Below are 13929 nucleotides of genomic sequence, written 5' to 3'. Positions count from 1 at the left end.
CCTTTCGGCGGGGCGTTTCGTCTTACTTCGCCTTGTCCATCAGGCCGGCGAAGCGCTCGAAGATGTAGAGGCTGTCGGTCGGGCCGGGCGAGGCTTCCGGGTGGTGCTGGACGCTGAACACCGGCTTGTCCTTCAGGGCGATGCCGGCGTTGGTGCCGTCGAACAGCGAAACGTGGGTCTCCTGAACCGGCTCGGGCAGGCTTTCGCTGTCCACGGTGAAGCCGTGGTTCATCGACACGATCTCGACCTTGCCAGTGGTCAGGTCCTTGACCGGGTGGTTGGCGCCGTGGTGGCCCTGTTCCATCTTCACGGTCTTGGCGCCCAGGGCCAGGGCCAGCATCTGGTGGCCGAGGCAGATGCCGAACACGGGCTTGCCGCTGGCGACCAGCTTCTGGATCTCCGGCACGGCGTACTCGCCGGTCGCGGACGGGTCGCCCGGGCCGTTGGACAGCAGCACGCCGTCGGGATTGCGGGCCAGGATGTCCTCGGCCGAGGTGCTGGCCGGAACGACGGTGGCGCGGGCGCCGACATGGGCCAGGGCGCGCAGGATGTTGCGCTTCACGCCGTAGTCGATGACGACCACTTCGTACTTGGGATTGTCGAGCTTGGCGTAGCCGGCCGGCCACGACCACAGGCCCTCGTCCCAGGTGAAGGTCTGGGTGGTGGAGGCGTCCTTGGCCAGGTCCAGCCCGACCACGCCCGACCATTCGCGGGCCTTGGCCTTCAGGGCCTCCAGGTCGAACTTGCCTTCGGGCGAGTGGGCGATGACGCCGTGCGGCATGCCGGTCTCGCGGATCTTGCGGGTCAGGGCGCGGGTGTCGACGCCGGCCAGGCCGACGACGCCGCGGCGCTGCATCCAGCCGTCGAAGTCGCTGTTGGCGCGCCAGTTGGCCGGATCGGTCGGGACGTCGCGGAAGATCGCGCCGCGGGCGGCCGTCTCGGCCACGCCGGTGACCTGCTCGACGTCTTCGCTGTTCGTGCCGACATTGCCGACATGCGGGAAGGTGAAGGCCACGATCTGGGCCATGTAGGACGGGTCGGTCAGGATTTCCTGGTAGCCGGTCATGGCGGTGTTGAAGCACACCTCGCCGACCGCGTCGCCGACCGCACCGCAGCCGACGCCTTGCAGCACCGTGCCGTCAGCCAGAACCAGAACGCCAGTAACGCCGGGGAGAAGGTCTTGGGACATCTCGAGAAGCGCCTCCAGAACGCATGGTCATTTTCGCAAAAAGGCGGGCCGGGGAGAACCCCGCCCGCCTGCGCAAACGGCGGCGTGTTTAGGGACCTTGGGAGGGGGGGTCAACCCCTTGGATCACGCGTTTCTCCGCTGCCCGCCACATTCCCGTGATCGACGAAGACGCCCCCTCGCGCCGAGGGGCCTCCAGCCCTTATGGTGCGGGGTCTCAACGCATAAGAACACGGGAGGACGGCCCTTGCTCGAACTGCGCCCCAATTGCGAGTCCTGCGATCGCGACCTGCCGCCCCACAGCGGCGAGGCCCGCATCTGCACCTTCGAATGCACCTTCTGCATCGACTGCGCCGACAGCCGATTCCAGAGCGTCTGCCCCAATTGCGAGGGCGACCTGGTGGCCCGGCCGATCCGGCCCGACAGCAAGCTGCACCGCTTTCCAGCCTCGCTGCGGCGGGTCAACAAGGCCCATTCGGCCTGCCCCTCGCCCGCCCCGCGCCCACGGGACGGCTGGGGTGTGGCGCATTAGGCGCAGGCTGGATCAATCGGTCGCACGCCCGGATCGTTCGGCGGTTCATGGCCGTTAACCCGTCAGGCCCCACAAGCTTGGGCTTAACGAGGAGATTGACCCATGACCGCCGCCGTCCACGATCGAGCCGCCCACAAGAGTGCGTCGAAGATCGCCTGGACGCGTCTTTCGGGTAAGGGTCTGGCTGGTCAGGCGCTCGGCCTCGTCCTCAGCGTCGGCATGGTGGCCAGCGGCGCCCTATTCGTAATCCTCAGCTTCTGAACCTTTCCGGGCTTCCCCGATTGCCTTCGGGCTCGGGTCGTGCACCGTGCGGGCGCCTCTCAGTTGCGAAGGATCCCGCGCGATGTGCGACGACGACATCCACCAAGGCCTTGTCCATGACCCGCGCGTCTCGCGCCGCGCCTTCGGCCTGATGACCGCCGCGGCCGGCGGCCTGGCCGCCACCGCCGCCCGCGCCGACGACAAGGTCGTGGAGACCGACGTCACCATCAAGACGCCCGACGGCGAGGCCGACGCGGCCCTGTTCAAGCCGGCCGGCAAGGGCAAATGGCCCGCCGTGCTGATCTGGCCCGACGTCATGAGCCTGCGCCCGGTGTTCCGCGACATGGGCCGCCGCCTGGCCGCCCAGGGCTATGTCGTGCTGGTCCCCAACCTCTACTACCGCGTCAAGAAGGCGCCGGTGGTCGAGGGGACGTTCAACTTCGCCAACCCCGAAGACCGCGCCAAGATCACGCCGCTGCGCGCCACGGTGACGCCCGAGGGGACCGACAAGGACGCCCTGGCCTATGTCGCCTTCCTCGACGCCCAGAAAGAGACCGACAAGGCCAGGAAGGTCGGCGTGCAGGGCTACTGCATGGGTGGGCCGCTGGCCTTCCGCACCGCCGCCGCCGCGCCGGGCCGCATAGCCGCCGTCGCCAGCTTCCACGGCGGGGGCCTGGTCACCGACCAGCCGACCAGCCCGCACCTGCTGATCCCCAAGACCCACGCCGAATATCTGATCGAGATCGCCGACAACGACGATCAGAAGGAGCCGGAGACCAAGGAAAAGCTGAAGGCCGCCTTCGCCGAGGCCAAGCGCCCGGCCAAGGTCGAGGTCTTCGCCGGCGCCGCCCACGGTTGGACGGTCAAGGGCAGCCAAGTCTACAACGAGACCGCCGCCGAAACGGCCTGGGCCAACCTGCTGGACCTCTACAAGCGAACCCTGGGGTGATGTAGCCCGTGGGGTGATGTAGCTTGAGGTCATGAGCCTCATCACCACGGTCGGCGTCGACGCCGACGACACCCTCTGGCACTGCGAGACCCTGTTCCGCCTCTCCCATAAGCGGTTCGTCGAACTGCTGGCCGAATTCGGCGATGAGGAGCGGATCGACGCCCAGCTGGCCGTGACCGAGAAGAAGAACCTTCGGGTCTACGGCTACGGCGCCAAGGGCTTCACCCTGTCGATGATCGAGACCGCGCTGGACCTGACGGACGGCGCGGTCTCCACCCGGGTGATCCGCGAGATCCTGGCCGTCGGCCGCGAGATGCTGACCGAGCCGGTCGAGCCCCTGCCCGGCGTCGAGAAGGCCCTGGCCGAGCTCTCCAAGCGCTACCGCCTGATCCTGATCACCAAGGGTGATCTGCTGCACCAGGAGCAGAAGCTGGCCGCCTCGGGCCTGGGCGACCTGTTCGCCGCCGTCGAGATCGTCTCGGAGAAGAACGCGGAGACCTACCGCCGGGTGTTCGAGCGCTACGGCACCGGCGCGCATCAGGCCCTGATGGCCGGCAACTCGATGCGCTCGGATATCCTGCCCGCCCTGGAGGCCGGTGCCTGGGGGGCCCTGATCCCCTACCCGCTGGTCTGGGCGCACGAGGCGGCCGAGGCGCCGGTCGGGCATGAGCGTTATGTCGAGCTGGCCTCGATCAGCGAACTACCGGCCTTCGTGGATCATGTGTCCAAATCCCTTCTCCCATAGGAGAAGGTGGCGCGAAGCGCCGGATGAGGGGTTAGGGACGGAAGACGGCGTGCCCGCACGCCGGCTGGCGGCGTACGCCCTCACCCTCCCACCGCTACGCGGCGGCCCCCTCCCTCTCCCTATGGGAGAGGTTTCTTGGTGGCGGCCTTCCCCCACCGCGCGATCGCATCCCGCGCCGGCTTCTCGAAATACATCAGCGACGCATAGCTGACCGGGATCAGCACCAGCCCCCAGGCCAGGCACCACAACCGCATGACGTCACCGGTCAGGTGCAGCATGCCCAGACCCACCCAGTTCAGGGCGATCTTCAGCACGATCGGGTGCAGCATGTAGATCGAGTAGGACAGCTGCCCCCACGGCGCCAGCCAGCGCACGGCGGGGCCGGCCTTCACCGGCGCATTGTCGGCCGCCACGCCCAGCAGGCCGACGGCGTAGCAGACGAAAAGCAGGATGCTCCGGTCCAGCTGCAAGGCCGCCCCGGCGACGAAGGCCAGGCACGAACCGAAGAACCACCAGCGCGCGCCCGGCAGCCGGCCCAGCGGCCCGCGGATCCCGTAGGCGATCATGCCGATCATGAAGCCCGGCGCGGCCCGAGCGACGCCGAAGTCGGCGGTCCACATGTGGAAGGGCTGGGCGGCGGTCGGGACGAACAGCGGCACGGCGAACAGGGCCGCCAGGATCGCGGCGGTCGCCAGAGTCAGCCAGGCCGTCCCACGTCCCGCCAGCCACAGCAGCGCCGGCAGGATCAGGTACATCGCCCACTCGGCGCTGATCGACCAGCTGACGAAGTTGAAGGTCTGGGCGCGGCAGATGCCGAAGGCCTGCAGGTTCAGCAGATTGGGCACGACGCAGGCCGGGTCGTAGCGGCTGGGGTCGCGGTCGTTGACCAGGCCCAGCGCCCCGGCGATCGCGATGGCAATGAAGACGCCCAGGGTTAGCCAGTGCAGCGGCATCAGCCGCGCCACCCGCTTCTGCAGGAACCAGCGGAAGTCAGAGACCGTGCGGATCCGCCCGGTATAGACGGCGCTGATCACATAGCCGGAGATCACGAAGAACAGATCGACGAACAGGCTGAAGCTCTTGACCGTGTCGTCCACCGCCTGCCAGCGGCCGTCGATATTGATGAACCGGTTGAAGTGGAAGACGACGATCATCACCGCCCCGATCGCCCGCAGGGCGTCCAGGTGCAGCATGTCGTCGGAATCGGTCTTGAGCGGCGGGAACGGTTTCACGCGCCAGTGGTGAGCGCCCCCGCGAAGACGGTCAAGCTGGAGCTCAGCGGGCCGGCAGCCTGCGGCGGATCTCGCCGACCACGCTGTAGCCGTAGGCCGCCGCCACCCCGCAGAAGTCGGCGAAGATGTCGCCCCAGGCCGCATCACGGCCGACGAAGAACTGCACCACCTCGATCAGCGCCCCGAACGCCACCAGCACCGCCCCGATGCGCCACAGCCGGCTCTTGGGCATGGCCAGGCAGCCCAGCACCGCCAGCACGTAGAAGACGATGAAGTGCTTGGCCTTGTCCCACGGGATCAGCCCCAGGGCGTCGTCGCCGAAGGTGACCGCCTTCCAGAAGGCGTAGAGCGCCGCGGCCACGAAGACGGCGAAGGCCAGCCAGTTGATCTTGTGCTTGAAGCTGCGGGACATGCGGGATCCTGGACGAGACGTAAGCCCTGCCCTAGCCGCTCACCTGGGGCTTGAAAATGGCCGCCAGCCCCGCGTGTTCATTCTTGTCGGGCTCTGCACGCGATCTGCATCCGCGGGGCGCGGATGGGGCGGAAGCCGCCTTCCCTCTCAAGAAGTCATCACCCGCTTCATGCGGGTGACCCAAGCCGAGCTAACCGACGCTGACACGCTGCTTGGGTCGCCCGGACAAGCCGGGCGATGACTCCTTTTTGGGTGTCTCTCTAAATCAACCTCAGAAGGTCAGCGCGCGGGCTTCCTTCACGTGCGGCAGGGCCTGGATCTTGGCCAGCAGCTCTTCGCTCGGGGCCTGGTCGACGCCGACCAGGGCGATGGCGTCTTCATCCGCCGAGACGCGGCCGAGGTTGAAGGTGGCGATGTTGACGCCCGCTTCGCCCAGCAGCATGCCCAGGGCGCCGATGAAGCCCGGCTTGTCGAGGTTGTTGATGTAGAGCATGGCCGGCGAGAAGCCCGCGTCCAGCTCCATGCCCTTGACCTCGATGACGCGCGGGGCGCCGGCGATCACCGTGCCGGCGAAGGCGCGCTTGCCCTTCTCGGTGGTGATGGTGACGCGCAGCAGCGAGTCGTAGGTCGGGCTCTTTTCCTGGCGGCTCTCGGAGACGGTCACGCCGCGCTCCTTGGCCACGGCGGGAGCCGAAACCATGTTGATCTCGGCCAGCATCGGCTTCAGCACGCCGGCCAGGGCGGCCGAGGTCAGCGGCTTGACGTTGAGGGCGGCGACTTCACCTTCGAAGGCGATGTCGATGGCCTTGATGCCGAAGTCGACCATCTGGCCGGCCAGGGCGCCGATCTTCTCGGCCAGGGCCACGAACGGCTTCAGCTTCGGGGCTTCCTCGGCGCTGACCGAGGGGCTGTTCAGCGCATTGGTCACGGCGCCGGTCAGCAGGTAGTCGCTGACCTGCTCGGCCACCTGCAGGGCGACGTTCTCCTGGGCTTCCGAGGTCGAGGCGCCCAGGTGCGGCGTGGCCACCACCTTGTCCGAGCCGAACAGCGGGTTTTCCTTGGCCGGCTCGGTGACGAACACGTCGAAGGCCGCGCCGCCCACGTGGCCGTCGTCCAGCAGCTTGCGCAGCGCCACTTCGTCGACCAGGCCGCCGCGGGCGCAGTTGACGATCAGCACGCCCTTCTTGGTCTTGGCCAGGTTCTCGGCCGACAGGATGTTGCGGGTCTTGTCGGTCAGCGGCGTGTGCAGGGTGATGACGTCGGCGCGGGCCAGCAGCTCTTCCAGCTCGACCTTCTCGACGCCCATCTCGATGGCGCGCTCAGGGCTCAGGAAGGGGTCGTAGGCCACGACCTTCATCTTCAGGCCCAGCGCCCGGTCGGCGACGATGCCGCCGATGTTGCCGGCGCCGATCAGGCCCAGGGTCTTGGCGTAGAGCTCCACGCCCATGAAGCGGTTCTTTTCCCACTTGCCGGCCTGGGTGCTGGCGTCGGCGGCCGGCAGCTGGCGGGCCAGGGCGAACATCATGGCGATGGCGTGCTCGGCCGTGGTGATCGAGTTGCCGAACGGGGTGTTCATCACCACCACGCCCTTGGCGGTGGCGGCCGGGATGTCGACATTGTCGACGCCGATGCCGGCGCGGGCGATGACCTGCAGCTTGTTGGCGGCGGCGATGACGTCCTTGTCGAGCTTGGCGCCCGAGCGGATGGCGATGCCGTCATAGTCGCCAATGACGGCGATCAGCTCGTCCTTGGACAGGCCGACCTTGATGTCGAAGTCGACGCCGCGGTTCTTGAAGATGTCGACGGCGGCCGGGGAAAGCTTGTCGGCGATGAGGACGCGAGGAGCCATGTGCTGAGTTCCTTGTCGATGCGGCGGCCGGTCGGGCCGCGATGTCTGTCTGTGAAGCCGCGCTCAGCGAAGCCAGCGCAGCATGTTCGGGAAGGGAGCGACCCCGCGCTCGGCCGCCTGGCGGGGCTCGAGGGTGAGGCCGTAGAACTGAAGAAGCGGCACGCCGATGGCGCCCCCGGAGGTGAAGGTCTCGACCAGCCACTCGGCCTCGCCCTTGTAGCCTTCCGGATGGAAGACCACGGCGGGCTCCAGACCCAGATGGGTCAGGGCCGCCCAGGACCAGGCCAGGGTCGCCATCTCTTCGCCGTCGGAGGGTTCGAGCCGTTCGGCCTTGCGGGCGTCGGGCTCGGTGACGGCGATGTGGCCGGCCTCGTGCAGGATGTCGCCGGGATGGGCCAGGCGCTTCTCGTCGATCACCAACCCGCCGAACCGGATGTCCACGCCCGGCAGGAAGGTGTCGTCGGGAAGCTCGCCCACCCTCACGTCGATGCCGAGGCCGATGATAAAGTCGGTCAGGCGCTGCGTGAGGGGGTCGGCGAACATCGGCGTCAGGCCGCTTGCAGGACCGCCGCCTTGGTTTCCGAGAAGGCCCAGTCGAGCCACGGGGTCAGGGCTTCCAGATCCGAGGCCTCGACCGTGGCGCCGCACCAGATGCGCAGGCCGGCCGGGGCGTCGCGATAGCCGCCGATGTCGAGGGCCGCGCCCTCCTTCTCCAGCAGGCTGGCCAGCTTCTTGGCGAAGTCGGCCTGGGCGTCGGCCGGCAGGGCGGCGATCTCGGCGTCGACCACCTTCAGGCACACCGAGGTGTTGGAGCGGATTTCCGGCGAGGCGGCCAGGAAGTCGACCCAGGCGGTCTTCTCGACCCAGTCGGCCAGGACCTTGAGGTTCTGGTCGGCGCGGCCCTGCATGGCTTCGAGCCCGCCGATCGAGGCGGCCCATTGCAGGGCGTCCAGGGCGTCTTCCACGCACAGCATCGACGGGGTGTTGATCGTCGCGCCTTCGAAGATGTCGGCGGCGATCTTGCCGGCCTTGGTCATGCGGAACAGCTTCGGCATCGGCCAGGCCGGGACATAGCTTTCCAGGCGGGCCACGGCGCGCGGCGACAGTATCAGGATCCCGTGCGCGCCCTCGCCGCCCAGCGCCTTCTGCCAGGAGAAGGTCACGACATCGAGCTTGGTCCAGTCCAGGTCCTGGGCGAAGGCGGCGCTGGTGGCGTCGCAGATGGTGATGCCTTCACGGTCGGCCGCGATGAAGTCGGCGTTGGGCACGCGCACGCCCGAGGTCGTGCCGTTCCAGGTGAAGACCAGGTCCTTGGCCGGATCGACCTTGGCGGTGTCGGGCAGCTCGCCGTACGGGGCGCTCAGCACCTCGACGTCGGGCAGCTTCAGTTGCTTGTTGACGTCCGTGACCCAGTCCTTGCCGAAGGACTCGAAGGCCAGCAGTTGCACGGGGCGGGCGCCGAGCATCGACCACATCGCCATCTCGACGGCGCCGGTGTCCGAACCGGGGACGATGCCGATGAGGAAGTCGGCGGGCACTTCGAGCACGTCGCGCGTCTGGTCGATGGCGGCCTTCAGGCGCGCCTTGCCCAGCTTGGAGCGGTGCGAGCGGCCCAGGACCGCGTTCCTCAGATTTTCAGGGGACCAGCCGGGGCGCTTGGCGCAGGGGCCGGAAGAGAACTCGGGGCGAGCCGGACGGATTGCCGGCTTGGCGAGGGTAGTCATGGCGATGTCTCCCATCCTTACAGATGGACTGCGCCCCGTTGGGGGGGCGTGGCCCGCCGGCGAGAAACCCCGTTTCCGCCGCGAACGCAAGCGCCATTTTCTGGAATTTTCTTTCGCGGACCGCGACCGATCGTCCGCGCTCGGCAATTATTTTGCGGCGCGTGCGCTGCGCCGCCAGGCCAGGATCGTGCCGAACAGCACGCACAGCAGCACGCCGACGGTGTTGATGTTGTTGACGCTTTTATAGAGGTAGTCGTGCGGCTTCTCGACGACGAGATAGTAGGCGTGAAGGCTGAACTGCACCGCCTGGAGCAGCATCGCCACCCCTAGCCAGGGGCTGACGAAACGCATGGCCAGCATCAGGAAGGCCACGGCCAGGGCCGCGTCGTCGATCAGCAGGATAATCGGCTGCGCCGAGCGCGGCAGCAGCACGTGGGTGGCCGAAACGCCGAGCGCGCCCAGCAGAATCGCCAGCGCGCCAAAGCGCTCGGCGCGGCCGCCCTTCGCCCAGGCAAAAGCCACGAGCGCGACGATCGCGATCCAGATCCCGACTGATATGGCGTTTCCGAGCATGCAAAAGGCCCCTAACGCAAATTAGGGGCCCTGCTAAGTTAAAGTCTTGCAACTTGCCGTTAGGCGACCGTGCGCAGACCATCCTTATGGCCGGTCGTTTCGCCCAGCTCTTCCGACTTGTTTTCAACGCCCGCCAGCTTGGTGCGGATGCCGACGCGAAGCTTCACTTCGCTCAGCTCGTTGTGCATGCCGACCATGGCGCTGCGGGCTTCTCCCAGCGCAGCCATGGCTTCGACCAGCTTGGCGCTGGCCTTGTCGCCGACGACGGCCGACAGACCAAGGTCCTTACGGGCCTTCAGCATGTCCGACATCAGTTCGGCGGCGTTCACCATCGCAGTATCGATGGCGTTTTCAGTCGCAAACAACTTATTGGCGACTCGTTGAGCAACGAACACTTTTTCCACTAACCCGACTCCTCCAGAGAACCGAGTGAATAGGTAAACGAATCATTAACGCCTGCGCAATGGAGAAATGCGCCCTAGCGTTGTTTTGTCGCGACTGCACCTGGGGCCGGAAGCGAAGCGTTAGGAACCTTGCGGCAAAATGCCCTTGTTTGACCTGCCGGAAGGGCCATGGACGACACGCGCCGCACCTCCGAATCTTCAGCTCACGCGCCTCTACAGGCGCGAATCGCTGGCGTTGCGCTGGGCACGACGGTCGCCGCCCTGACGGCGGCATGCCTGTGCTTCATGCTCCAGCAGTGGAGCGTCGCCCGCCAGGAAGCCCGTGAGAACCACCGCGTCCTGGCCGAGATGGTCGCCGCCGGCGCCGCCACGCCGCTGGCCGATCACAACGCCGTGGGCGCCAGCCGGGCGCTCGACGCCGTCATCAAGGCCCCGCACGTGGCCGGCGCCCGCCTGACCGACACGACGGGCCAGACCGTGGCCCACATCGGCGTCGAGAGCGAAGAGAACGCCGAGACCCTGACCCGGCCGGTGATGCTGGCCGGCCGCAAGGTCGGCGCCCTGACCCTGGTCGCCCGCCAGCCCAGCCTGGTCGAGATCCTGGCCCGCGACCTGGCCCTGACCGGCGCCCTGTTCTTCGGCGCGGCGGGCCTGGCGATCCTGCTGGCCAACAGCCTGGCGCGGCGGATGACCAAGCCGATGCAGCGGCTGTCGGACGCCATGCACGACATGGCCCAGGGCGGCCGCTACAGCCCCGTCGAGCAGGCCACCGAGGACGATGTCTTCCACAGCCTGACCGACAGCTTCAATCACTTGGTCTCGCGGCTGGAAGCCAACGACCACGACCTGCGCTCGGCCATGGGCGAGCTGGTCAAGGCCCGCGACGACGCCAACGCCGCCAACGTGCTGAAGTCGCACTTCCTGGCCAATATGAGCCACGAGATCCGCACGCCGCTGAACGGCGTGCTGGCCATGACCGAAGTGATGGCCATGGACGACCTGTCGCCCAAGCAGCGCGAGCGCCTGTCGGTGATCCGCGAGTCGGGCGGCCTGCTGCTGGCCGTGCTCAACGACGTGCTCGACCTGTCGAAGATCGAGGCCGGCCGGCTGGAGCTGGTCGAGCGCGACTTCGACCTTTCGACCCTGGCGTCTTCGCTGCGCGAGACCTTCCTCGACCAAGCCCGCGAGAAAGGCCTGGAGTTCGGCGTCATGGTCGCGCCCGAGGCGCTGGGCGCCTGGCGCGGCGACATCGACCGCCTGCGTCAGATCCTCACCAACCTGGTGTCCAACGCCCTGAAGTTCACACTGGCCGGCGCCGTCTCGGTGCGCTTCGCCTCGGCCGAGGACGGTTCGGGCCTGCGCATCGACGTCACCGACACCGGCATCGGCATCGCCGCCGACATCCTGCCGCGCCTGTTCGACAAGTTCGTCCAGGCCGACAGCTCGACCACCCGCCGCTTCGGCGGTTCGGGCCTGGGCCTGTCGATCTGCCGCGAACTGGCCGCCGTTATGGGCGGGGGCATCCACGTCCAGAGCCGCGAAGGCCAGGGCTCGACCTTCACCGTCGTGGTGGCCATGCCCCGCGGCTCGGGCGAGATCCCGGTCAGCGCGCCGGCGGCCGTCGAGCCGGCCGACAGCGCCGCACCGCGCCGCCTGCGCGTGCTGGCCGCCGACGACAACCTGACCAACCAGAAGGTCATCGCCGCCGTCCTGGCCCCTCTGGGCGCCGAGGTGGCGCTGGTGTCCGACGGCGCGGCCTGCGTCGAGGCCTGGCGGGCCGGCGGCCATGACGTGATCCTGATGGACATCCACATGCCGGTGATGGACGGCGTCGAGGCCGCCCGCACCATCCGCGCGGCGGAAATCGCCGAAGGCCGGGCCCGCACCCCGATCGTGGCGGTCACCGCCAACGCCCTGGTCCACCAGGTCGAGGGCTACCTGGCCGCCGGCATGGACGGCCACGTGGCCAAGCCGATCGAAGTCACCAAGCTCTACGCCGCCATCGAGGACGCCGTCGCGGCGGCCGCTCGCCTGGCCGCGGCCGCCTGACCTCGCCGGCCTTCAGCTAGATGAACTGAATATAACGACGGGCTCAGAACCGCTTCAGGCGGGACGTGTTTTCTTCTCCTCAACGCCGCCGACAAGGACGGCGGATCAGATTGAGAAGGAACCGAACCGATGAAGAAGATCATTCTCCCGATCGTTGCGGTCTCGGCCCTGGCGGCCGCCACCCTGCCCGCCGCGGCCATGGCCCAGCCCATCAACCAGCGCCAGGCGCAGCTGGAACAGCGGATCGACCGCGGCGTGCGCAGCGGCGACCTCAACCGCCAGGAAGCGCGCCGCCTGAACGGCGAGCTGCGCGAAGTAGCCCGCCTCGAGCATCGCTATCGCGCCAACGGCCTGAATGGCTGGGAACGCAACGACCTCGACCGTCGCCTGGACCGCATCAGCGCCCAGATCCGCTACGAGCGTCATGACCGCGACTATGGCCAAGGCTACGGCCGCGGCGACCGCAACGACCATCGCGGTCGCTGGTAACGACTAGACTAGAAGGCCGGCTCCACCCGGAGCCGGCTTTCCACCACCGTCAGGCCACGGCCGCGCAGGATCACGCGCGCGCCGCGGCTTTCGCATGACAGGTCCCCGCCACGGCCCGGATAGGCCTGGTGGAACTCCAAGGCCTGCTTTCCCAGCTTGTCGCCATACAGCGGCATCAGGATGCAGTGGGCCGAACCCGTGGTCGGATCCTCGGGAATACCGGCGGCCGGCGCGAAGAACCGGCTCACCACCGCATAGGGCCGGCCCGCATCAGCAAGAGCGACAGCGATGACTTGCCCTGCGCCATCGGTCGCGCCGCCATCGAGACGGTTCAAGGCGGCCAGGTCCGGCTTCAGCGCCCGCACGGCCGCCTCGTCCTCCAGCACCGCCACCAGATAAGCGCCGGCCCAGGCCTCGACCACCGGCGCGCCCAAGGCTTCGGAAAGGCCCGCCGGCACGTCGATACGTCGCGGCGGGTCGGACGGAAAGTCCATCTCCAGCCGCTCGCCGTCGCGCCGCACGCGCAGCTCGCCCGACAGGGTGTCGAAGGCCAGAACCTCCACGTCCGCGCCCAGCTCGGCGAACAGGGCGTGGGCCGACGCCAGGGTGGCGTGGCCACACAGCGGCGCTTCCCGGGCCGGCGTGAACCAGCGCAGGCCGTAGCGGGCCGGATCGGCGGTCTTCAGCAGGAAGGCCGTCTCGGCTTGGTTGTTCTCGGCCGCCAGCGACTGCATCCAGGCGTCGCTAGGCCAGCGGTCGAACGGCTCGACCACGCAGGCCGGGTTGCCCTTGAAGGGCGCGGACGCGAAGGCGTCGATGGTCCATTGGCGCATGACGGGATCTCCGAACTTCAGGCGGCGGCCTGGGCGGCCGGCAGATAGGGGCCGATCGCCGCCAGGGCCTGGGCGACATAGACGTCCTTCTCGCCGACCGGCGCGACGTAGCGGATCGCCTCTTCGGCCTCCGCCAAACCCGCCAGCCGCGCGATCGTCCAGGCGGCCAGATATTGCGAGGCCAGGCAGCCGCCGGCCGTGGCGACATTGCCGTGGGCGACGAACGGCGCGTCCAGCACCTGGACGCCAGCTTCGATGACCCAAGGCTTGGTCGTCAGGTCGGTGCAGGCCGGCAGGTCGCCGACCAGACCCAGCTTGGCCAGCAGCAGCGTGCCCGAGCATTGGGCGCCGATCAGTTGGCGCGCCGGATCCAGCGCGATGCGCGACAGCAGGTCGGCGTCGGCGGCGATCTGGCGCGTTTTGGAGCCGCTGCCAATCAGCACGACGTCGGCCTCGGCGGCGAATTCCAGCGGCTTCTGGCGCTGCACGGTCACGCCGTTCAGCGACGTCACCTCAGGCGTCGGCGCGGTGATGTAGGCCGCCCAGCCGCGGGCCTTCATGCGGTTGAGGATCGCCGCGGCGATGAACGAGTCCAGCTCGTTGAAGCCATCGAACGTCAGAACCGCGATCCGCACTGGAAGCCTCCTCTTGCGTGAGGCCTCAAGCGGTAACGGGCAATGATCCATGAAGC

16 protein-coding genes are annotated in these 13929 nt (G+C 68.1%); 6 read left to right on the top strand and 10 right to left on the bottom strand.

The window, feature by feature from the left end:
- Positions 1–22: 22 nt before the first annotated feature.
- Positions 23–1189, bottom strand: a complete 1167-nt coding sequence (gene carA, locus I4Q42_RS23150) for a glutamine-hydrolyzing carbamoyl-phosphate synthase small subunit (RefSeq protein WP_198578456.1) — start codon at positions 1187–1189, stop codon at positions 23–25.
- 244 nt (positions 1190–1433) lie between these two features.
- Here carA and I4Q42_RS23145 point away from each other — a divergent pair, with 244 nt between their 5' ends.
- The 4 genes from I4Q42_RS23145 to I4Q42_RS23130 all read left to right on the top strand — a co-directional run bounded on the left by I4Q42_RS23145 (position 1434) and on the right by I4Q42_RS23130 (position 3673).
- Positions 1434–1718, top strand: coding sequence for a DUF1272 domain-containing protein (locus I4Q42_RS23145; RefSeq protein WP_198578455.1), 285 nt, complete (start codon positions 1434–1436; stop codon positions 1716–1718).
- 102 nt (positions 1719–1820) lie between these two features.
- A complete protein-coding gene (locus tag I4Q42_RS23140) occupies positions 1821–1979 on the top strand; it encodes a hypothetical protein (RefSeq protein WP_198578454.1) in 159 nt (52 codons plus the stop codon).
- 82 nt (positions 1980–2061) lie between these two features.
- The gene (locus I4Q42_RS23135; RefSeq protein WP_198578453.1) at positions 2062–2928 is read left to right on the top strand and encodes a dienelactone hydrolase family protein; all 867 of its coding nucleotides are present in this window, start codon (positions 2062–2064) and stop codon (positions 2926–2928) included.
- Between the two features lie 31 nt (positions 2929–2959).
- The gene (locus tag I4Q42_RS23130; RefSeq protein ID WP_198578452.1) at positions 2960–3673 is read left to right on the top strand and encodes an HAD family hydrolase; all 714 of its coding nucleotides are present in this window, start codon (positions 2960–2962) and stop codon (positions 3671–3673) included.
- 119 nt (positions 3674–3792) lie between these two features.
- Here I4Q42_RS23130 and I4Q42_RS23125 read toward each other — a convergent pair whose 3' ends face one another.
- The 7 genes from I4Q42_RS23125 to I4Q42_RS23095 form a co-directional block, all read right to left on the bottom strand.
- On the bottom strand, positions 3793–4905 hold the full coding sequence (locus tag I4Q42_RS23125) for an acyltransferase family protein (protein ID WP_198578451.1): 1113 nt from the start codon (positions 4903–4905) through the stop codon (positions 3793–3795).
- 43 nt (positions 4906–4948) lie between these two features.
- On the bottom strand, positions 4949–5317 hold the full coding sequence (locus tag I4Q42_RS23120; protein ID WP_198578450.1) for a VanZ family protein: 369 nt from the start codon (positions 5315–5317) through the stop codon (positions 4949–4951).
- Between the two features lie 271 nt (positions 5318–5588).
- Positions 5589–7166 (bottom strand): phosphoglycerate dehydrogenase, encoded by a 1578-nt coding sequence (gene serA, locus I4Q42_RS23115; RefSeq protein WP_198578449.1) that lies wholly within the window; start codon positions 7164–7166, stop codon positions 5589–5591.
- A 63-nt stretch (positions 7167–7229) separates the two neighbouring features.
- Complete coding sequence (locus I4Q42_RS23110) at positions 7230–7709, bottom strand: hypothetical protein (RefSeq protein ID WP_198578448.1); 480 nt, start codon at positions 7707–7709, stop codon at positions 7230–7232.
- 5 nt (positions 7710–7714) lie between these two features.
- A complete protein-coding gene (locus tag I4Q42_RS23105; RefSeq protein ID WP_198578447.1) occupies positions 7715–8890 on the bottom strand; it encodes a phosphoserine transaminase in 1176 nt (391 codons plus the stop codon).
- 147 nt (positions 8891–9037) lie between these two features.
- A complete protein-coding gene (locus I4Q42_RS23100; protein WP_198578446.1) occupies positions 9038–9463 on the bottom strand; it encodes a hypothetical protein in 426 nt (141 codons plus the stop codon).
- 59 nt (positions 9464–9522) lie between these two features.
- On the bottom strand, positions 9523–9867 hold the full coding sequence (locus tag I4Q42_RS23095) for a hypothetical protein (RefSeq protein WP_198578445.1): 345 nt from the start codon (positions 9865–9867) through the stop codon (positions 9523–9525).
- 168 nt (positions 9868–10035) lie between these two features.
- On the opposite strand from I4Q42_RS23095, the gene I4Q42_RS23090 reads away from it, so the two are divergent.
- Both I4Q42_RS23090 and I4Q42_RS23085 read left to right on the top strand, forming a co-directional pair.
- A complete protein-coding gene (locus I4Q42_RS23090) occupies positions 10036–11916 on the top strand; it encodes an ATP-binding protein (RefSeq protein WP_198578444.1) in 1881 nt (626 codons plus the stop codon).
- Positions 11917–12045: 129 nt separating this feature from the next.
- A complete protein-coding gene (locus tag I4Q42_RS23085; protein WP_198578443.1) occupies positions 12046–12405 on the top strand; it encodes a hypothetical protein in 360 nt (119 codons plus the stop codon).
- 8 nt (positions 12406–12413) lie between these two features.
- On the opposite strand, the gene I4Q42_RS23080 is transcribed toward I4Q42_RS23085, so the two are convergent.
- Together I4Q42_RS23080 and I4Q42_RS23075 are read right to left on the bottom strand one after the other, a co-directional pair.
- A complete protein-coding gene (locus tag I4Q42_RS23080) occupies positions 12414–13238 on the bottom strand; it encodes a PhzF family phenazine biosynthesis protein (RefSeq protein ID WP_198578442.1) in 825 nt (274 codons plus the stop codon).
- A 17-nt stretch (positions 13239–13255) separates the two neighbouring features.
- Positions 13256–13873 carry a DJ-1/PfpI family protein gene (locus I4Q42_RS23075; RefSeq protein ID WP_198578441.1) on the bottom strand — a complete coding sequence of 206 codons (618 nt, stop codon included), beginning with the start codon at positions 13871–13873 and terminating at the stop codon, positions 13256–13258.
- Positions 13874–13929 lie beyond the last annotated feature (56 nt).

It is taken from the genome of Caulobacter hibisci, assembly GCF_016135805.1.
Lineage (GTDB): Bacteria > Pseudomonadota > Alphaproteobacteria > Caulobacterales > Caulobacteraceae > Caulobacter > Caulobacter hibisci.
Note: the sequence above shows the minus strand (reverse complement) of the source record. Positions and strands in the feature narration are given on the sequence as shown.

Bases quoted from the DNA above. Each gene is read 5' to 3' on its own strand.
- I4Q42_RS23105 (WP_198578447.1), bottom strand. From the start codon at position 8,890: ATGACTACCCTCGCCAAGCCGGCAATCCGTCCGGCTCGCCCCGAGTTC.
- serA (WP_198578449.1), bottom strand. From the start codon at position 7,166: ATGGCTCCTCGCGTCCTCATCGCCGACAAGCTTTCCCCGGCCGCCGTC.
- I4Q42_RS23110 (WP_198578448.1), bottom strand. From the start codon at position 7,709: ATGTTCGCCGACCCCCTCACGCAGCGCCTGACCGACTTTATCATCGGC.
- I4Q42_RS23135 (WP_198578453.1), top strand. From the start codon at position 2,062: ATGTGCGACGACGACATCCACCAAGGCCTTGTCCATGACCCGCGCGTC.
- I4Q42_RS23100 (WP_198578446.1), bottom strand. From the start codon at position 9,463: ATGCTCGGAAACGCCATATCAGTCGGGATCTGGATCGCGATCGTCGCG.
- I4Q42_RS23120 (WP_198578450.1), bottom strand. From the start codon at position 5,317: ATGTCCCGCAGCTTCAAGCACAAGATCAACTGGCTGGCCTTCGCCGTC.
- I4Q42_RS23085 (WP_198578443.1), top strand. From the start codon at position 12,046: ATGAAGAAGATCATTCTCCCGATCGTTGCGGTCTCGGCCCTGGCGGCC.
- I4Q42_RS23140 (WP_198578454.1), top strand. From the start codon at position 1,821: ATGACCGCCGCCGTCCACGATCGAGCCGCCCACAAGAGTGCGTCGAAG.
- I4Q42_RS23080 (WP_198578442.1), bottom strand. From the start codon at position 13,238: ATGCGCCAATGGACCATCGACGCCTTCGCGTCCGCGCCCTTCAAGGGC.
- I4Q42_RS23090 (WP_198578444.1), top strand. From the start codon at position 10,036: ATGGACGACACGCGCCGCACCTCCGAATCTTCAGCTCACGCGCCTCTA.
- I4Q42_RS23130 (WP_198578452.1), top strand. From the start codon at position 2,960: ATGAGCCTCATCACCACGGTCGGCGTCGACGCCGACGACACCCTCTGG.
- carA (WP_198578456.1), bottom strand. From the start codon at position 1,189: ATGTCCCAAGACCTTCTCCCCGGCGTTACTGGCGTTCTGGTTCTGGCT.